At 60.1% G+C, this 18,842-nt stretch carries 13 protein-coding genes; 7 read left to right on the top strand and 6 right to left on the bottom strand.

The window, feature by feature from the left end; all coding sequences use genetic code 11:
- On the bottom strand, nucleotides 1-660 hold the full coding sequence (locus ACOYXH_RS06050) for a GntR family transcriptional regulator (RefSeq protein ID WP_034152853.1): 660 nt from the start codon (nucleotides 658-660) through the stop codon (nucleotides 1-3).
- Nucleotides 661-928: 268 nt separating this feature from the next.
- Here ACOYXH_RS06050 and xdhA point away from each other — a divergent pair, with 268 nt between their 5' ends.
- The 4 genes from xdhA (at nucleotide 929) to guaD (ending at nucleotide 7,071) form a co-directional block, all read left to right on the top strand.
- Nucleotides 929-2,383: a xanthine dehydrogenase small subunit gene (xdhA, locus tag ACOYXH_RS06045; protein ID WP_095047730.1), complete on the top strand. Its 1,455-nt coding sequence runs from the start codon at nucleotides 929-931 to the stop codon at nucleotides 2,381-2,383.
- A complete protein-coding gene (xdhB, locus tag ACOYXH_RS06040) occupies nucleotides 2,376-4,769 on the top strand; it encodes a xanthine dehydrogenase molybdopterin binding subunit (RefSeq protein ID WP_460410374.1) in 2,394 nt (797 codons plus the stop codon). The genes xdhA and xdhB overlap by 8 nt, the downstream gene beginning before the upstream one ends.
- A gap of 126 nt (nucleotides 4,770-4,895) precedes the next feature.
- Complete coding sequence (xdhC, locus tag ACOYXH_RS06035; RefSeq protein WP_460063736.1) at nucleotides 4,896-5,753, top strand: xanthine dehydrogenase accessory protein XdhC; 858 nt, start codon at nucleotides 4,896-4,898, stop codon at nucleotides 5,751-5,753.
- Between the two features lie 13 nt (nucleotides 5,754-5,766).
- Nucleotides 5,767-7,071, top strand: a complete 1,305-nt coding sequence (gene guaD, locus ACOYXH_RS06030; protein ID WP_320414094.1) for a guanine deaminase — start codon at nucleotides 5,767-5,769, stop codon at nucleotides 7,069-7,071.
- Between the two features lie 183 nt (nucleotides 7,072-7,254).
- Here guaD and ACOYXH_RS06025 read toward each other — a convergent pair whose 3' ends face one another.
- Nucleotides 7,255-8,019 (bottom strand): GntR family transcriptional regulator, encoded by a 765-nt coding sequence (locus ACOYXH_RS06025; RefSeq protein ID WP_007918375.1) that lies wholly within the window; start codon nucleotides 8,017-8,019, stop codon nucleotides 7,255-7,257.
- 354 nt (nucleotides 8,020-8,373) lie between these two features.
- Between ACOYXH_RS06025 and ACOYXH_RS06020 the strand changes: the two genes are divergently transcribed.
- Nucleotides 8,374-9,564, top strand: coding sequence for a benzoate/H(+) symporter BenE family transporter (locus ACOYXH_RS06020; RefSeq protein WP_095047734.1), 1,191 nt, complete (start codon nucleotides 8,374-8,376; stop codon nucleotides 9,562-9,564).
- A gap of 140 nt (nucleotides 9,565-9,704) precedes the next feature.
- On the opposite strand, the gene ACOYXH_RS06015 is transcribed toward ACOYXH_RS06020, so the two are convergent.
- A complete protein-coding gene (locus ACOYXH_RS06015; RefSeq protein WP_095047735.1) occupies nucleotides 9,705-10,049 on the bottom strand; it encodes a YggL family protein in 345 nt (114 codons plus the stop codon).
- Nucleotides 10,050-10,282: 233 nt separating this feature from the next.
- Here ACOYXH_RS06015 and dacB point away from each other — a divergent pair, with 233 nt between their 5' ends.
- On the top strand, nucleotides 10,283-11,743 hold the full coding sequence (gene dacB, locus ACOYXH_RS06010; protein WP_460063733.1) for a D-alanyl-D-alanine carboxypeptidase/D-alanyl-D-alanine endopeptidase: 1,461 nt from the start codon (nucleotides 10,283-10,285) through the stop codon (nucleotides 11,741-11,743).
- Nucleotides 11,744-11,880: 137 nt separating this feature from the next.
- Here the strand turns inward: dacB and ACOYXH_RS06005 are convergent, their stop codons facing one another.
- Together ACOYXH_RS06005 and rlmKL are read right to left on the bottom strand one after the other, a co-directional pair.
- Nucleotides 11,881-14,262 carry a sensor domain-containing diguanylate cyclase gene (locus ACOYXH_RS06005; protein WP_095047737.1) on the bottom strand — a complete coding sequence of 794 codons (2,382 nt, stop codon included), beginning with the start codon at nucleotides 14,260-14,262 and terminating at the stop codon, nucleotides 11,881-11,883.
- 147 nt (nucleotides 14,263-14,409) lie between these two features.
- Nucleotides 14,410-16,680 (bottom strand): bifunctional 23S rRNA (guanine(2069)-N(7))-methyltransferase RlmK/23S rRNA (guanine(2445)-N(2))-methyltransferase RlmL, encoded by a 2,271-nt coding sequence (gene rlmKL / locus ACOYXH_RS06000; RefSeq protein ID WP_095047738.1) that lies wholly within the window; start codon nucleotides 16,678-16,680, stop codon nucleotides 14,410-14,412.
- Nucleotides 16,681-17,212: 532 nt separating this feature from the next.
- Between rlmKL and rmf the strand changes: the two genes are divergently transcribed.
- A complete protein-coding gene (rmf, locus tag ACOYXH_RS05995; RefSeq protein WP_003223300.1) occupies nucleotides 17,213-17,428 on the top strand; it encodes a ribosome modulation factor in 216 nt (71 codons plus the stop codon).
- A 254-nt stretch (nucleotides 17,429-17,682) separates the two neighbouring features.
- Here the strand turns inward: rmf and ACOYXH_RS05990 are convergent, their stop codons facing one another.
- A complete protein-coding gene (locus tag ACOYXH_RS05990; RefSeq protein WP_095047739.1) occupies nucleotides 17,683-18,705 on the bottom strand; it encodes a quinone-dependent dihydroorotate dehydrogenase in 1,023 nt (340 codons plus the stop codon).
- Nucleotides 18,706-18,842 lie beyond the last annotated feature (137 nt).

Here is an 18,842-nt window from a genome sequence, read left to right as displayed (position 1 = left end):
TTAGGCAACCGTCAGGGCGGAAACCACCAGATCGCAGCTGCGCTGGGCGTAAGCCGTCAGCACGATGCGGATCTGCGGCAAATCACGGGCGAGCACGGCGGCGAGCAGGCGTTCGAACAGTTCGAGGAACTCGCTCATTGAAGCCTTGCGCTGTTCGAGGGCGAGGAAGTACGCACGGCTCATCGCCGGTTGCAGGTTCTCGACGGTCTCTTGCAGGTACGGGTTGTTGGCGAACGGATAGGCAGCGCGCATTACGGCGAAGCTGTCGTCGACGAAGCTGCGGATATCCTGACGCTCGTAGCTGGCGGTCAGGCGCTGCTGGATCTGCACGAACGGCGCCATGTCCGATTGCACTTGCCAGCCATTGGCCACCGCGTTGCCGAGCAGGATGTACAGCTCGCTCATCAACGTGCATAGGCTCTGCACCTTGTGCGGCGTCAGCTCGGTGACGTGCGCACCACGGCGCGGCAGGATCGCAATCAGGTGACGGCGCTCAAGGATCAGCAAGGCTTCACGGACCGAACCGCGGCTGACATTCAGTGCCAGCGTGACCTTCTGTTCCTGGATGCGCTCTCCCGGCTTCATTTCGCCACGAATGATGCGTTCGGCGAGGTGGTGAGCGATTTGCTCGGCGAGGCTGTCCGGCGCCTTGAACGTCATGGTTGTCCTTCAAACTCTATCGATCTGCACAAGCGGCGCAGTGTAGCGCAAATGCACGGTCATGGCGGAGTGCCCACTCAGCGGTTTTTGGCACGATTCCCGCAAAAAAGCAGGGGATCCGATGAGGGTCAATACTGAATAGACACGTTGTTGATCGACGAAATGCATTTTCCTGACCTTTAAGTCAGAAAACCATTGACCGAAAAGTCAGACCTGCTAAATTCGGTTCACGTCGGTTAACAACAATAATGAGTCTGCGAGGCCTTCCGTGATCCAGTTTTTACTTAACCAGGAACTCCGTAGCGAGCACGCCCTGGACCCGAATCTGACTGTGCTCAATTACCTGCGTGAACACGTCGGCAAATCCGGCACCAAAGAAGGTTGCGCCAGCGGTGACTGCGGCGCTTGCACCGTGGTGGTCGGCGAATTGCAAACGGATGACGCTGGCCGCGAACACATTCGCTATCGCAGCCTCAACTCGTGCCTGACGTTCGTGTCGTCGCTGCACGGCAAACAACTGATCAGCGTCGAAGACCTCAAGCACAAAGGCGAACTGCACAGCGTGCAGAAAGCCATGGTCGAGTGCCACGGCTCGCAGTGCGGTTTCTGCACCCCCGGCTTCGTCATGTCGCTGTTCGCCCTGCAAAAGAACAGCGATGCACCGGATCACGCCAAGGCCCACGAAGCGCTGGCCGGCAACCTCTGCCGCTGCACCGGCTACCGCCCTATTCTGGCCGCTGCCGAGCAATCCTGCTGCGGCAAGCAACCAGATCAGTTCGATGCCCGCGAAGCGGAAACCATCGCGCGCCTCAAAGCCATCGCCCCGACCGATATCGGCGAACTCAACAGCGGCGACAAGCGCTGCCTGGTGCCGCTGACTGTCGCCGACCTTGCCGATCTCTACGACGCGTACCCACAAGCGCGTCTGCTCGCTGGCGGTACCGATCTGGCGCTGGAAGTCACCCAATTCCACCGCACCCTGCCGGTGATGATCTACGTCGGCAACGTCGCGGAAATGAAGCGCATCGACACCTTCGAAGACCGCATCGAAATCGGCGCGGCCACCGCCCTCTCCGACTGCTACGAAGCGTTGAACGCCGAGTACCCGGACTTCGGCGAACTGCTGCACCGCTTCGCCTCGCTGCAAATCCGCAACCAGGGCACCCTCGGCGGCAACATCGGCAACGCCTCGCCGATCGGTGACTCGCCACCGCTGCTGATCGCCCTCGGCGCCCAGGTCGTGCTGTGCAAAGGCGAAACCCGCCGCACCCTGAACCTGGAAGATTACTTCATCGATTACAAAGTCACGGCCCGTCAGGAAAGTGAATTCATCGAGAAGATCATCGTCCCGCGCGCCAGCGCCGAGCAATTGTTCCGTGCCTACAAAGTCTCCAAGCGTCTGGACGATGACATCTCCGCCGTCTGCGCCGCGTTCAACCTGCGCGTCGAAAACGGCGTGATCACCGATGCACGCATGGCTTTCGGCGGTATGGCCGCGATCCCGAAACGCGCTGCCCACTGTGAAGCCGCGCTGATCGGTGCGCCGTTCACCAACACGGTGGTCGAACGCGCCTGCGCCGCACTGGCGGAAGATTTCACGCCGCTCTCGGACTTCCGCGCCAGCAAGGAATATCGCCTGCTCAGCGCGCAGAACCTGCTGCGCAAATACTTCATCGAACTGCAAACACCGCACATCGAGACTCGGGTGACCGCTTATGTCTAACCATCACGGCGTAGAAAAAAACCAGGCTGAACTGGCTGAATTGTTCGCCAAGGACCTGACCTCCGGTGTCGGCCGCAGCGTCAAGCACGACAGCGCCGCCAAGCACGTGTCCGGTGAAGCGCAGTACATCGATGATCGCCTGGAATTTCCCAACCAGTTGCACCTGTATGCACGCATGTCGGACCGCGCCCACGCGAAGATCATCAGCATCGACACCTCGCCGTGCTACGCCTTCGAAGGCGTGCGCATCGCCATCACCCACGAAGACGTGCCGGGCCTGAAAGACATCGGCCCGCTGATGCCGGGCGACCCGTTGCTGGCCATCGATGACGTGCAGTTCGTCGGTCAACCGGTGCTTGCCGTCGCCGCGAAGGATCTGGAAACCGCGCGCAAAGCCGCGATGGCCGCGATCATCGAATACGAAGATCTCGAACCCGTGCTCGACGTGGTCGAAGCCCTGCGCAAACGCCACTTCGTCCTCGACAGTCACACCCACCAGCGCGGCGATTCGGTTTCCGCGCTGGCGACCGCTGAACACCGCATTCAGGGCACGCTGCACATCGGTGGCCAGGAACACTTCTATCTGGAGACGCAAATCTCCTCGGTGATGCCGACTGAAGATGGCGGCATGATCGTTTACTGTTCGACGCAGAACCCGACCGAAGTACAGAAACTGGTTGCCGAAGTGCTCGACGTATCGATGAACAAAATCGTCGTCGACATGCGCCGCATGGGCGGTGGTTTCGGTGGCAAAGAAACTCAAGCCGCAAGCCCGGCGTGCCTGTGCGCGGTGGTTGCGCACCTCACCGGCCAGCCGACGAAGATGCGCCTGCCGCGCGTCGAAGACATGCTGATGACCGGCAAGCGTCACCCGTTCTACGTCGAGTACGACGTCGGCTTCGACAGCACCGGGCGCCTGCACGGGATCAACATGGACCTAGCCGGCAACTGCGGCTGCTCGCCGGACTTGTCCGCGTCGATCGTTGACCGCGCGATGTTCCACTCGGACAACTCGTACTACCTGGGCGATGCGACCATCAACGGTCACCGCTGCAAGACCAACACCGCGTCGAACACTGCTTACCGTGGTTTCGGTGGCCCGCAAGGCATGGTTGCGATTGAAGAAGTGATGGACGCGATTGCCCGTCACCTGCACCTCGACCCACTTGCGGTGCGCAAGGCCAACTACTACGGCAAGACCGAGCGCAACGTCACCCACTACTACCAGACCGTCGAGCACAACATGCTCGAAGAGATGACCGCCGAACTGGAAGAAAGCAGCCAGTACCACGAGCGCCGCGAAGCCATTCGTCGCTACAACGCCAACAGCCCGATCCTGAAAAAAGGTCTGGCGCTGACCCCGGTGAAGTTCGGCATTTCCTTCACCGCCAGCTTCTTGAACCAGGCCGGCGCGCTGATCCACATCTACACCGATGGCAGCATCCACCTGAACCATGGCGGCACAGAAATGGGTCAGGGCCTGAACACCAAAGTCGCGCAGGTCGTGGCCGAAGTGTTCCAGGTCGAAATCGATCGTGTGCAGATCACTGCGACCAACACCGACAAGGTGCCAAACACCTCGCCGACGGCAGCGTCCAGCGGCGCCGACTTGAACGGTAAAGCGGCGCAGAACGCGGCGGAAATCATCAAGAAACGCCTGATCGAATTCGCTGCGCGTCACTTCAAAGTCACTGAAGAAGACGTTGAATTCCACAACGGCCACGTGCGTGTTCGTGACCATATCCTGACCTTTGAAGCGCTGATCCAGCAGGCGTATTTCAATCAGGTCTCGCTGTCGAGCACTGGCTTCTACAAGACCCCGAAAATCTATTACGACCGCAGCCAGGCGCGTGGCCGTCCGTTCTACTACTTCGCCTTCGGCGCGGCGTGCTGCGAAGTCATCGTCGACACCCTGACCGGCGAGTACAAGATGCTGCGCACCGACATTCTTCACGACGTCGGCGCCTCATTGAACCCGTCCATCGACATCGGTCAGGTCGAGGGTGGTTTCATTCAAGGCATGGGCTGGCTGACCATGGAAGAGCTGGTCTGGAACAACAAAGGCAAGCTGATGACCAACGGCCCGGCCAGCTACAAGATCCCGGCCGTGGCGGACATGCCGCTCGACCTGCGGGTGAAACTGGTGGAAAACCGCAAGAACCCGGAAGACACGGTGTTCCATTCCAAAGCTGTCGGTGAGCCGCCGTTCATGCTCGGGATTGCGTCGTGGTGTGCGATCAAGGATGCAGTGGCGAGCCTCGGTGATTACAAACATCAGCCGCAGATCGATGCCCCGGCGACCCCGGAGCGGGTGTTGTGGGGGTGTGAGCAGATGCGTCAGTTGAAAGCGGTGAAAGCCGTCGAAGCTGAAACCGCGGTTGTTTGATGATCGTTCCCACGCTCTGCGTGGGAATGCAGCCCGCGACGCTCTGCGTCGCATCCTGAACAGCGGACGCGGAGCGTCCAGTGATGCATTCCCACGCAGAGCGTGGGAACGATCTGAGAGGTGTGTATGTACAACTGGATCGACGCCCTCGCCGACCTGCAGAACCAGGGCGAACCCTGCGTTCTGGTGACGATCATCGAAGAACTCGGCTCGACGCCACGCAACGCCGGCTCGAAAATGGTCATCAGTGCCAATCAGAGTTTCGACACCATCGGTGGCGGGCATCTGGAATACAAAGCCATGCAGATCGCCCGCGAGATGCTCGCCAGCGGCAAGCAGGACACCCATCTGGAGCGCTTCAGCCTCGGCGCCAGCCTGGGCCAGTGCTGCGGCGGCGCCACCGTGTTGCTGTTTGAACCGATGGGCCAGGTGCAGGCGCAAATCGCCGTGTTCGGGGCCGGTCACGTTGGCCGCGCCTTGGTGCCGCTGCTCGCCAGCCTGCCCTGCCGGGTACGCTGGATCGATTCGCGCGAGGCCGAATTCCCCGAACAGATCCCCCACGGCGTGCGTAAAATCGTCGCCGAAGAGCCTGTGGATGAAATCGATGAGCTGCCCGCCGGCAGTTATTGCATCGTCATGACCCACAACCATCAACTCGACCTGGAACTCACCGCCGCGATTCTCAAGCGCAACGACTTCGCTTACTTCGGCCTGATCGGCTCGAAAACCAAACGGGCGAAGTTCGAACATCGTTTGCGCGATCGTGGTTTCGGCAGCGGCGTCGTGCAACGCATGCGCTGCCCGATGGGCATCGGCGAAGTCAAAGGCAAACTGCCTGTGGAAATCGCCATTTCCATCGCCGGCGAAATCATCGCCACCTACAACGCCAACTTCGGCCAGCAGACTGCCAGCGCCGAACCGATTGCCAAACTGCTGCCGGTGTCGCGGCGCAGTCAAGCCACCAAACTCAAAGCCTCAAACTGATTAGAGAACCCTCATGCCTCTGACTCGCAAAGCCTACCGCGCCGCCATCCTGCACAGCATCGCCGACCCCGCCGAAGTCGGGATCGAAGCCTCCTACGAATATTTCGAGGACGGCCTGCTGGTGGTCGATGGCGGCAAGATCAGCGCCCTTGGCCATGCCAGTGATTTGCTGCCGACCCTGCCGGCGGACATCGAAATTGAGCATTACCAAGACGCGTTGATCACCCCGGGCTTCATCGACACCCACATTCACTTTCCGCAAACCGGCATGGTCGGTGCCTACGGCGAGCAACTGCTCGACTGGCTGAACACCTACACCTTCCCGTGCGAAAGCCAGTTCGGCGACAAGGTCCACGCCGACGAAGTCGCTGACATTTTCGTCAAGGAGCTGCTGCGCAACGGCACCACCACCGCACTGGTGTTTGGCAGCGTGCACCCGCAATCGGTGAACTCGTTATTCGAAGCGGCCGAGAAGCTCGACCTGCGCATGATCGCCGGTAAGGTGATGATGGACCGCAACGCCCCGGACTACCTGACCGACACCGCCGAATCGAGCTATGTCGACAGCAAAGCGCTGATCGAGCGCTGGCATGGCAAGGGTCGTCTGCACTATGCGGTCACCCCGCGCTTCGCACCGACCAGCACCCCGGAACAGCTGACACTCGCCGGCCAACTGCTGACCGAGTATCCGGATCTGTACATGCAGACCCACATCAGCGAAAACCTCAAGGAAATCGAGTGGGTCAAGGAGCTGTTCCCGGAGCGCAAGGGCTACCTCGACGTTTACGATCACTACAAACTGCTCGGCGAGCGCTCGGTGTTCGCCCACGGCGTGCACCTGTGCGACGACGAATGCGCGCGACTGGCGGAAACCGGCTCGGCGATCTCGTTCTGCCCGACCTCGAACTTCTTCTTGGGTAGTGGCCTGTTCAACCTGCCGATGGCCGAGAAGCACAAGCTCAATGTCGGTCTGGGCACTGACGTTGGCGGCGGCACCAGTTTCTCGCTGCTGCAGACGCTGAACGAAGCGTACAAAGTGATGCAACTGCAAGGTGCGCGCCTGAGCCCGTTCAAGTCGCTGTACCTGGCGACCCTGGGTGGCGCGCGGGCGCTGCGTCTGGAAGACAAGATCGGCACCCTGCAACCGGGTTCCGACGCTGACTTCCTGGTGCTCGATTACAACGCCACGCCGCTGCTGAGCTACCGCTTGAAGCAGGCCAACAACATTGCCGAGACGTTGTTTGTGTTGATGACGCTGGGTGATGACCGCACGGTGCAGCAGACGTATGCGGCGGGTGCGCTGGTGCATCAGCGCTGAGTTTTTTCCAAGGCATAAAAAATCCCCCGGTGGTGTGCACCCCGGGGGATTTTTTGTTGCCTTTCAGATTGCTATCGCTGGCAAGCCAGCTCCCACAGGTTTCTCGATGTATCGCAGATTTGGTGAACCCCACAATTCCCTGTGGGAGCTGGCTTGCCAGCGATTGGGGCGACTCGGTCTAAGTCAGAGCTTGGCCGCAGGGCGCCCCGGCTTCTTGGTCTGCAACAAATGCGAGAACACCGCATGCAGATCATCCGACGCGCCTTCCTCGTCGAGGTTGAGCTTGCTGTCGATGTGATCCATGTGATGCATCATCAGATTCACCGCCAACTCACCGTCGCGCTTCTCGATTGCGTCGATCAACTGGGTGTGTTCGTCGTACGAGCAATGCGAGCGGTTGCCGCTTTCGTACTGGGCAATGATCAGCGACGTCTGCGAAACAAGGCTGCGCTGGAAGCTGATCAACGGGGCGTTCATCGCCGCTTCCGCCAGCTTCAGGTGGAATTCGCCCGACAGACGAATACCGGCGCCGCGATCGCCACGGGAGAAGCTGTCGCGCTCATCGTTGACCATCTGCCGCAGCTCGGCGATCTGCTCGGCGGTGGCGTGTTGCACCGCCAGCTCAGTGATCGCGCGTTCGACCAGGCGACGGGCAAGAAACACCTGACGGGCTTCTTCAACACTCGGGCTGGCAACTACGGCGCCACGGTTCGGCCGCAACAGCACCACGCCTTCATGGGCCAGACGCGAGAGCGCGCGGCGAATGATGGTGCGGCTGACCCCGAAGATTTCCCCCAGCGCTTCTTCGCTCAATTTGGTGCCGGGCGCCAGACGCTGTTCGAGGATGGCCTCGAAGATATGCGCGTAGACAATATCGTCCTGGGTTCCGCTGCGGCCGGCTTTGCCTGCTCGCGGTTGTTTCTTGAGGGGTTGCAACTGTTCGTTCATGGGCACTCGAGTCGGGAGAACTGCGGCGAATAGACCGTGACTGTAATACGGCACAGTAGGTCGCTGGCAAGTATCGCGTAAAAAACAGCGCGATTGTACACAATGGAAGGTGGCAACACGACTGTACGGCTGTTTGCGACTTCCGCTGTATTGCAACGATCCGTTACGTTTGAGTTTAGGCTTGATCACAGAATCCGCCGCCAGAACACCGCCTCCCCTGTAGGAGCTGCCGAAGGCTGCGATCTTTTGACTTTGATTTTAAGAAGCAAGATCAACAGATCGCAGCCTTCGGCAGCTCCTACAAGGGTTTGCGTCATGGCGGACATCTTCATTGGTATAAGGAACACCGCCGTCATGAACGACGCCACGCACACTCAACTGCGCCCACTGGCCGACACATCACCGTCGGCGATCGTCGCGGGATTCATCGCGATGATGACCGGCTACACCAGCTCGCTGGTGCTGATGTTCCAGGCCGGGCAAGCGGCCGGGCTGAGCAGCGGGCAGATTTCCTCGTGGATCTGGGCGATCTCGATCGGCATGGCGGTGTGCTCGATTGGTTTGTCGCTGCGTTATCGCACGCCCATCACCATCGCCTGGTCGACCCCCGGCGCAGCGTTGCTGATCACCAGCCTCGGCGGCGTGAGCTATGGCGAGGCCATCGGCGCCTACATCACCTGCGCCGTGCTGGTGACGATCTGCGGCCTGACCGGCAGCTTCGAACGCCTGGTGAAAAAGATCCCCGCTTCACTGGCGGCGGCATTGTTGGCAGGGATTCTGTTCAAGATCGGCAGTGAAATCTTCGTCGCCGCGCAGCACCGCACCGGGCTGGTGCTGGGGATGTTCTTCACCTATCTGCTGATCAAACGCCTGTCGCCGCGTTATGCCGTGCTCGCCGCGCTGCTGATCGGCACCGCGCTGTCAGGCTTTATGGGTCTGCTCGACTTCAGCGGTTTTCATCTGGAAGTGGCGACACCAGTGTGGACCACCCCGCACTTCTCGCTGGCGGCGACCATCAGCATCGGCATTCCGCTGTTCGTGGTCGCGATGACCTCGCAGAACATGCCCGGGATCGCCGTGCTGCGTGCCGATGGTTACAACGTGCCGGCCTCACCGCTGATCACCACCACCGGTATTGCCTCGCTGCTGCTGGCGCCATTCGGCTCCCACGGCATCAACCTCGCAGCGATCAGCGCGGCGATCTGCACCGGGCCGCACGCCCATGAAGATCGCAACAAGCGCTACACCGCTGCGGTCTGGTGCGGGATTTTCTACGGGATTGCCGGGGTGTTCGGCGCCACGTTGGCGGCGTTGTTTGCCGCGTTGCCGAAGGAACTGGTGCTGTCGATTGCGGCGCTGGCGCTGTTTGGTTCGATCATCAATGGTTTGAGCATTGCCATGACCGAGGTGAAGGAACGCGAAGCGGCGCTGATTACCTTTATGGTCACGGCGTCGGGGTTGACGTTGTTTTCCATTGGTTCGGCGTTTTGGGGGATTGTCGCGGGGGTTTTGACGCTGGTGATTCTGAATTGGCGTAAAGCTTAAGGTCAAAAGCCCCTCACCCTAGCCCTCTCCCCGGGGGAGAGGGCTGGGGTGAGGGGCAAGCCCAGCGTACAACTCGAGCCGAACACCCAAACACCAGACGAAAAAAAACGGCGACCCTTAGGTCGCCGTTTCCCATGACATCAAGCTACCGGATTGATCGGCTTTTCCGGATACCAAACGTCCAGCAGCGGGCTGACTTCATACTTGGTCAGCTCGGAGCGGGTTTTCAGCCAGGCTTCAACGGCAGCGCGCTGCTCTTCGTTGACCGAGCCACGCTTCTGCAGGCAAACCAGACCGAAGTCGTCGCCGCCAACATAACCCAGACCATTGGCTTCCATGGCTTCTTTGATGAAGGCTTCGAGGAAAGCGTCAATGGCTTCTTCGGACAAGTCTTCTTTGAAGTCCAGGTTCAGCTCGAAACCCAGCTCTTGAAATTCATCAACGCACAGTTTTTTGCGCAGACGCTGGGAACGGTTAGTCGCCATTGGAACAATCCTCTTAAGTAAATACGGCGGGCACTTTACCAGTTTAAGCAATCGATTGCCCGACTCTCTGGACACAGCGACCGACCGCCTGTAAAAAAATAACGTATTGGCCTGCCCGGACAAGGCACAACCTGTTACAGGTTGGGGCATAATGCCGACACTTTCGTGACCACTGAGGACCTTTTCATCCATGTCCTCGTCTTTTTCCCCTCGGCTGTAGGGTTTTATTTCATATGATCAAATCGTTGCGTCCACTGTTTCTCGCCGGCCTTCTTCTGCCTCTGGCGCTGCCTGTTTCTGCTGCCAACATCAATACTTCCCTGACTCCCAACGTTGAAAAAGCCCTCAAGGCGAGCAAATTGCAGCCCAGCGCCCTGTCGCTGGTGATGGTGCCGCTCGACGGCCCGGGCACGCCGACCGTGTTCAACGCCGACGTGTCGGTCAACCCGGCCTCGACCATGAAACTGGTGACCACTTACGCGGCGCTGGAAATGCTCGGCCCCAACCATCAGTGGAAGACCGAGTTCTACACCGATGGCGACCTGAACGGAGGCATCCTCAACGGCAACCTTTACCTCAAGGGCGGCGGCGATCCAAAGCTGAACATGGAAAAGCTCTGGCTGCTGATGCGCGACCTGCGCGCCAACGGTGTGACACAAATCACCGGTGATCTGATCCTCGACCGTAACTTCTTCGTGCAGCCAGTGCTGCCGGAATTCAACGATGACGGTAATGACGAGAACAAGCCGTTCCTGGTCAAACCCGACTCCTTGCTGGTCAACCTCAAGGCCCTGCGCTTTGTTGCCCGTAACGATAACGGCCGGGTGCTGATCTCGGTTGAGCCGCCGATTGCCAGCGTGCGTATCGAAAACACTGTCAAAGCGCTGCCTTCCAAACAATGCACCGGCGGCGTGCGCTACAACCCGGTGCCGCAGGCCGATGGCAGCGTGACCGTGACCGTGGCCGGTCAGTTGGGCGAAGGTTGCAGTTCGCAGACTTATCTGTCGCTGCTCGACCACGCGACCTACACCGCCGGCGCCGTGCGCGCGATCTGGAAAGAACTGGGTGGCAGCATTCAGGGTAAGGATCGTCTGGCCTCGACCCCGAGCAACGCGAAACTGCTGGCTCGTGCCTACTCCCCGGATCTGGCGGAAATCATCCGCGACATCAACAAATACAGTAACAACACCATGGCCCAGCAACTGTTCCTCAGCCTTGGGCAACGCTTCCGCAACGAAGCCGACGGTGACGACGCCAAGGCAGCGCAGCGCGTAGTGCGTCAGTGGATGGCGAAGAAAGGCATCACTGCGCCACATCTGGTGATGGAGAACGGCTCCGGTTTGTCTCGCGCCGAACGTGTCAGCGCCCGTGAGATGGCGAGCATGCTGCAGGCGGCGTGGCACAGCCCGTATGCCGCGGAATACATCAGCTCGCTGCCGATCGCCGGTACCGACGGCACCATGCGTAAACGCCTGAAAACCACTGCGATGCGCGGTGAGGCTCACGTCAAGACCGGCACTCTGAACACCGTGCGCGCGATCGCCGGCTTCAGCCGTGATGTGAATGGCAACACCTGGGCAGTGGTGGCGATCCTCAATGACAAGGCACCGTTTGGGGCATCGTCGGTGCTCGATCAGGTACTGCTGGATCTGTACAAACAGCCGAAACTGGCGCAGACCGCTTCGGTCCTGTAACGCCGTTCAAGCAACACCACAAAACCCTGTGGGAGCTGGCTTGCCAGCGATTGCGGAATGTCAGCCACTGAATATGCTGACTGAAATGACGCTATCGCTGGCAAGCCAGCTCCCACAGGGGTTGCGGCGTATTGAAGTCAGCTCATCTGCTCGACGCGATCACGCCCGCGCTGCTTTGCCATATACACGCCCGAATCCGCCCTCAGCAACAGCGCATCCGCGCCCTCCCCCGGTCGCCAACTGGCGATACCAAAACTCGCGGTCACCACGCCAACCACATCCACCGGCGCACTGCGCAAACCCTGCCATAACTCGATCGCCAGCGTGTGCGCATGCTCGCCGTCGATGTCCGGGCACAGCACCATGAACTCTTCGCCGCCCAACCGACAAAACACATCGGTACGCCGCAGACGATGGCCGATGCGTTCGCACACCGCTTGCAGCACCCGGTCGCCCACGGCATGGCCGTATTGATCGTTGATACGTTTGAAATGGTCGATATCGAGCATGATCACCGACAGCTCGCCGCCGCCGCGCTCGACCCGGGCCATTTCCGTGGTCAGGCGTTCCTGGAAGTAGCGACGGTTGTGGATGCCGGTCAACGAGTCGGTCACCGACAATGCGCGCAATTCTTCTTCCACGCGTTTCAGGTCGGAAATATCCGAGATATAGCCGTGCCAGAGTACGCCGCCGCCCGGCAGTTCTTCCGGCGTCGCCTCACCGCGCACCCAGCGCAGGCCGCGCTCGGGCAGTTGCACGCGATATTCCTCGCGCCACGGGCTGAGGCTGTCGGCCGAGGCGCGAATGGAAGAGCGCACACGAGTAACGTCCTGTGGATGAATGCGCGTGAAGATCGCCTCGGCGTTGAACAGCAGCACGTCCGGCTCCAGTTCGTAGATCTCGCGGATGCCGTCGCTGGCGTAGATCACGCTGAAGCGCCCATCGAATTCCATCTTGAATTGATAAATGCCGCCGGGCACGTGCGCGCTGAGTTTCTTCAGCAACACATCCCGCGCCGCCAGCACCTCGTGCACGCGCTTGCGCTCGGTGATGTCGATGCAGATCGCTAGGTGTCCGACCCACAACCCCTGCTCATCCAGCACCGGCGTGGCGAGCATGTTCACCGGAATATGGCTGCCATCGCTGCGCACCAGCGTCCACTCGCGGGCCTCGTGTCCGCCGACCTCACCGCCCTCGACCAGCATCGCGTGGCAGGTCGGGATGCTTTTCCCGTAGCGCGCACTCAACTCGGCAGCGCGGGCCATCAGCTCACGGGGCAGGTGCAGGTTTTCCAGGGTCATGTGACCGACGACATCGGCGCTGCTGTAGCCGAGCATTTGTTCGGCACCGGGGTTGAAGGTGTTGATCACGCCGCGCAAGTCGGTGGCGATGATTGCCACCTGCGTCGCCGCATTGAGCACGCCGCGCAACTGACCGTGGGTGCCGCGCAATTCCTGTTCGCTGGCGTGCAGCTCCTGCGTGCGCAGTTCGACCATGCGCAAGGCGCGCTGACGCTGACTGACCAACACGTAGAGCAAGGCGCTGAGCAGCAAACTGAGCAAGCTGCCCAGAATGATCACGCTACCGACCGACGAATGATTGGCCTGCGCGAAGGCGTCGCTCGGCAGGATATCGACCTGATAGTCGTGATCGGCCATGCGCAGTAACCGCGTGGCCGACAGGTCGCTCGGCGCCGGCTCGTTGGTCGACTCGAACAACACTTCGTGCTGATCATGGGTCGACATGTCGAGAATGCGCACCGACAGATAGTCATGGAAGGCATCAGGCAGACCGTCGGCCAGCAACTGGCGCATGCTGATTACCGCCATCACGTAGCCAAAGGATTGGCGCTCGCCACTGTGGCTCACTGGCGCCACCAGCAGCACACCACGCGCATAGGACGGCTCGATACTGACTAGGTGCATCGGTTGCGACACCGCCAGCCCGCCGCGTTTGTCGGCACGTTGCAGGGTGTCCCGGCGCAAGGGTTGCGCCAGCAGGTCATAGCCTAACGGTGAGCCGAGCCGACTTTGCGTCTGGCTATAGAGCACCGGCACGTATTCATCGCGCACGCCAGCCAGTTGCAGCTCGCCCTGAGCACTCAATTCTCGGAGGGAAAAGTTGGTCAGACCTTCATCACGCACCCGCTGCTCGAATGCGGCGCGCTCGGCTCCATTGACCTTGAGGGCAAACGAATAGGCCTGGGTACGCATCAATAAGGGTTGGGTGTAACCGTCGAATTCGGCGCGAGACACCGATTCAGAGTTGGCGAAGAAGCGGCGCAGGCCGTCTAGGCGTTGTTCCTGATCCTGAAAGCGTTCTTCGATGCGGGTGTAACGTTCGTTGGCCAGCAATTGGAAACGCTGACGGGTTTGTTGCTGGAACTGATTGAGAGTGGCCCAGGCGAGCAGCCCCGTGAGAATCCCGCCGGCGAGCAATACCAGCAGCGCGACCAGCCAGGCCGAGACGTCTTCACTGATGAAACCCAGAATCTTTGGGCGCACGGGGTGCAACGACATAAAGACAACTCACACTACGCCAGCATTTACGGGAAAACCCCATTGACCGTGTGTGAGTTATAGCTATTAGCCACTAATTTAGCTAGCGCGGGCAGATCCACGGAGCCTTTAAAAATCAAGGCTCTGTGGATCCAATTGCGCAAAGCGTCAACGAGCCGTGATTTTCCAGGCGCGGTGGATCTTGGTGTTACGGGCGAAATCCGGATCAATGGTCTGCGCGCTGATTTCCTCGACCGCGTAACGCTCGGCGAGGTTTTCTTCCAACTGGAACTTGCGGAAGTTGTTGGAGAAATACAGCACGCCACCGGTTGCCAGACGGGCCATGGCCAGGTCGATCAACTGTACCTGGTCACGCTGCACATCGAAGATGCCTTCCATGCGCTTGGAGTTGGAGAAGGTCGGCGGATCGATGAAGATCAGGTCGTACTCGTCACGGCTGCTTTCCAGCCACGCCATCACATCGCCCTGCTCCAGACGGTTCTTGTCGGAGTAACCGTTCAGCGACAGGTTACGGCGTGCCCAGTCGAGGTAGGTTTTCGACAGGTCGACGCTGGTGGTGCTGCGCGCGCCGCCCTTGGCCGCGTGCACGCTGGCGGTCGCGGTGTAGCAGAACAGATTGAGGAAGCGCTTGCCGGCGGCCTCTTTCTGAATGCGCATGCGCATCGGGCGGTGGTCGAGGAACAGACCCGTGTCGAGGTAGTCGGTGAGGTTGACCAGCAACTTCACGCCGCCCTCGCTGACTTCATTGAACTTGCCCTGTGCAGCCTGACGCTCGTACTGCTTGGTGCCGCTCTGGCGTTCGCGGCGTTTGACCACCACGCGGCTCTTGTCGACGTTCAGCGCCTGCGGAATGGCGGCCAAGGCGTCGAACATGCGCGCCGAGGCTTTTTCCGGATCGATGGACTTCGGTGCGGCGTATTCCTGGACGTGCACCCAATCGTGGTACAGGTCGATGGCCATCGCGTACTCAGGCATGTCGGCATCGTAGACGCGGTAGCAATCGATGCCTTCGCGCTTGACCCACTTGCCCATGGCCTTGAGGTTCTTTTGCAGGCGGTTCGCAAACATCTGCCCGCCTTCGCTCAAGCGCGGTTGCTCGATCACCGGTGCCGGAGCTGGCGTTGGCTTGATCGGGTTACCGTTCTTGTTGAACTTGCGTTCTTGCGGCTCGTCCGGGGTCTGATCGTAAGCCGCTTGCTCACGCTCGGCCTGACGCTGTTCCGGGGTACGACGCTCGCCGGTGACGAACTGATCCGGCAGCACTTTGATCAACAGCAGTTTGCACGGCAGCGCGCCGTTCCAGAACGAATACTGTTTGTGGCTGCGAATGCCCATGCGCTTGCCCAGATCCGGCGCGCCGGTGAACACCGCCGCTTCCCAGTTCAGGCAAGCCTGACGCAGACGCTCGCCGAGGTTCTGGTAGAGATACAGCAGGCTGGCTTCATCACCCAGACGCTCGCCGTACGGTGGGTTGCAGATGACCAAACCTTTCTGGTTCTGATCCGGACGCGGCTCGAAGGTCGCGACTTCGCCCTGGTAGATCTTGATCCACTCGCTCAGGCCAGCACGCTCAACGTTGTTGCGGCCTGGCTGAATCAGACGTGGGTCAGCTTCATAACCACGAATCCACAGCGGTGGCTTGGCCAGACCGGCAGCGGCACGCTCAACGGCTTCTTCATGGAGTTTTTTCCACAGCGCCGGCACGTGACCGAGCCATGCGGTGAAGCCCCACTGCTCACGGCGCAGGTTCGGCGCCATATCAGCGGCGATCATGCCGGCTTCGACGAGGAACGTACCGACACCGCACATCGGGTCAGCCAGCGCGCCGCCTTCAGCGGCAATGCGCGGCCAGCCGGAACGGATCAGGATCGCCGCCGCGAGGTTTTCCTTCAGCGGTGCAGCGCCCTGCTGCAAGCGATAGCCGCGCTGGTGCAGGCTGTGGCCGGACAGGTCGAGGGAGAGAATCGCTTCGCCGCGATCCAGACGCAGGTGAATGCGCAGGTCCGGGTTGAGCTTGTCGATCGACGGACGGTCGCCCTGCGGCGTACGCAGTTTGTCGACGATGGCGTCTTTGACTTTCAGGGCACCGAAGTGGGTGTTGTCGATGCCTGAGCCGTGGCCGCTGAATTCAACGGCCAGGGTGCCGTCGCTGAGCATGTGATCCTGCCACTCGATGTCGAGCACACCGTGGTAGAGGTCTTCAGCGTCTTTCATCGGGAAACGCTTGAGTACCAGCAACACGCGGTTGGCCAGACGCGACCAGAGGCACAGGCGATAAGCGGTTTCCATGGTCGCCATGCCACGCACGGCGGAAGTGTGCTCGCGCGCTTCTTCAAGGCCAAGCCCGACGGCTTCCTCGATGAGCAGGCCTTCAAGACCTTTAGGGCAAGTGAGGAAGAGTTCGAAACGGTCGGACATGGTATTTCCAGAGCCTTTGGCTAGTGAATCGGCAACGCATTGCCGATCCGGTTTTCAATCAGGCGCTTTTCTAAAAGAACGCCCGCGTGGCACGAAGGTGTGCCGTTCCATCCCCGCTGCTCGGGTTAAAAGAGCTTAGATGCCGGGACAGATAAAAAAGTTGATGAAACAAAAAGTCTTAAAGCGACCCTTCGTCGCTTTATACCCCAGCGCAAACGTGGGTCATTCTCACTAAAGAATTAACCCCATCATCCAGCGCGGGGCCGATCATACCGGGGTTTGCTGAAAAACCGTGCATGAAACCCGTCGTTACTTATGGCTGTAGCACCAATTTCGTTACGTCCTTATGACAAAACGATCATTCCCTCGGTGTGACTCATTGGTTAGAACTGAACACAGGTTGACGTCGCAACGGCGTCAACACCTTGGCTCGCCACGCCGGCAGCGAGCCGCACCATGGCAGGTTTTTTCTGCCAGACCTCGGTTGAGGTCAACGCGATACAAAACAGTCAACAAGTGAGGGAAACACCCTATGAGAAGACTTAAGCGTGATCCGTTGGAAAGAGCATTTTTGCGCGGATATCAATATGGCGTTGGTGGCAAATCCCGTGAGCTTTGCCCATTTACTCTACCGTCGGTACGCCAAGCCTGGATTAACGGCTGGCGAGAAGGACGCGGCGACAACTGGGACGGTATGACCGGCACTGCGGGAATCCACAGACTCAACGAACTTCACGCCGTCGGCTGACACAGGGCATTAATTCCGACACGACAATCTGAATTTGTAACGACTTACCATGCACGTCCTTCCCGGACGGCGGGCTGCGGCCCAGGGGCTCCTTCGAGGAGCCCTTTTTTATGCCTGTCTGGCTGACACACATCTCGTGTAGGAGCTGCCGAAGGCTCGGGCCGCGTTCGGACGATCTTTTGATCTTGATCTTAAAAACAGGATCAAGAGATCGCAGCCTGCGGCAGCTCCTACATTGACCGGGTCAGCCTGGGTTATGTGCGCAGGGCGGCGATCGCGTCTACCGATTCGCGAATCAGCGCCGGGCCTTTATAGATGAAGCCGGAGTAGATCTGCACCAGGCTCGCACCGGCCAGAATCTTCTCCGCCGCATGCTTGCCTTCAGTAATCCCGCCCGCCGCAATGATCGGCAAACGCCCAGCCAGCTCACCGGCCAGCACCTTCACAGTATTCGTGCTCTTCTCCCGCACCGGTGCGCCCGACAGACCGCCCGCCTCGTCGCCATGCTCCATGCCTTCAACGCCAACACGGCTCAGGGTGGTGTTGGTCGCGATCACTGCGTCCATGCCGGTTTCGATCAGCGCTTGAGCAACCTGCGCGGTTTCTTCATCGGTCATGTCCGGCGCGATCTTGATCGCCAGCGGCACATGCTTGCCATGACGCAGGGCCAGTTCAGCGCGACGCGTGGCCAGATCGGCGAGCAATTGCTTGAGCGAATCGCCGAACTGCAAGCTGCGCAGGCCAGGGGTGTTTGGCGAACTGACGTTGACCGTCACGTAGCTGGCGTGGGCGTAAACCTTGTCCAGGCAGATCAGATAATCATCGACCGCACGCTCGACCGGGGTATCGAAGTTCTTGCCGATATTGATGCCCAGCACGCCTTTGTACTTAGCCGCCGCCACACGCGCCAACAGGTTATCGACACCGAGGTTGTTGAAACCCATGCGGTTGATGATTGCCTCGGCTTCCGGCAATCGGAAGATCCGTGGTTTCGGGTTGCCCGGCTGCGGGCGTGGGGTCACGGTGCCGATTTCAACAAAACCGAAACCCAGTTGCGCGAAGCCATCGATGGCCGCGCCGTTCTTGTCCAGACCGGCCGCCAGCCCCACCGGGTTTGGGAATTCGAGGCCCATGACCGTCACCGGCTTCTTCGCCGGCGCCTTGCACAGCAAGCCGTTTAAGCCCAAACGCCCACCCGCGCCGATCAGATCCAGCGACAGATCGTGGGAGGTTTCCGGGGAAAGTTTGAACAACAGCTGACGGGCCAGGGAATACATGGGCGGCGATGACTCGGGCGGCGAAAAGAGGCGGCGATTATAGCCGGGCATCGACCTGCGGCGCGAGGCGCACGCGCAAATCACTGGCACTGGCATATGCCTTGCACCCTCCAGGCTATCAGTGCGCCGGTCAATGA

Source organism: Pseudomonas sp. Mb7, assembly GCF_054790525.1.
The sequence above is the reverse complement of the archived record's forward strand: the minus strand, read 5'-3'. Positions and strand labels throughout refer to the sequence as shown.

Bases quoted from the DNA above. Each gene is read 5' to 3' on its own strand.
- ACOYXH_RS06050 (WP_034152853.1), bottom strand. From the start codon at position 660: ATGACGTTCAAGGCGCCGGACAGCCTCGCCGAGCAAATCGCTCACCAC.
- xdhB (WP_460410374.1), top strand. From the start codon at position 2,376: ATGTCTAACCATCACGGCGTAGAAAAAAACCAGGCTGAACTGGCTGAA.
- xdhC (WP_460063736.1), top strand. From the start codon at position 4,896: ATGTACAACTGGATCGACGCCCTCGCCGACCTGCAGAACCAGGGCGAA.
- guaD (WP_320414094.1), top strand. From the start codon at position 5,767: ATGCCTCTGACTCGCAAAGCCTACCGCGCCGCCATCCTGCACAGCATC.
- ACOYXH_RS06025 (WP_007918375.1), bottom strand. From the start codon at position 8,019: ATGAACGAACAGTTGCAACCCCTCAAGAAACAACCGCGAGCAGGCAAA.
- ACOYXH_RS06020 (WP_095047734.1), top strand. From the start codon at position 8,374: ATGAACGACGCCACGCACACTCAACTGCGCCCACTGGCCGACACATCA.
- ACOYXH_RS06015 (WP_095047735.1), bottom strand. From the start codon at position 10,049: ATGGCGACTAACCGTTCCCAGCGTCTGCGCAAAAAACTGTGCGTTGAT.
- dacB (WP_460063733.1), top strand. From the start codon at position 10,283: ATGATCAAATCGTTGCGTCCACTGTTTCTCGCCGGCCTTCTTCTGCCT.
- ACOYXH_RS06005 (WP_095047737.1), bottom strand. From the start codon at position 14,262: ATGTCGTTGCACCCCGTGCGCCCAAAGATTCTGGGTTTCATCAGTGAA.
- rlmKL (WP_095047738.1), bottom strand. From the start codon at position 16,680: ATGTCCGACCGTTTCGAACTCTTCCTCACTTGCCCTAAAGGTCTTGAA.
- rmf (WP_003223300.1), top strand. From the start codon at position 17,213: ATGAGAAGACTTAAGCGTGATCCGTTGGAAAGAGCATTTTTGCGCGGA.
- ACOYXH_RS05990 (WP_095047739.1), bottom strand. From the start codon at position 18,705: ATGTATTCCCTGGCCCGTCAGCTGTTGTTCAAACTTTCCCCGGAAACC.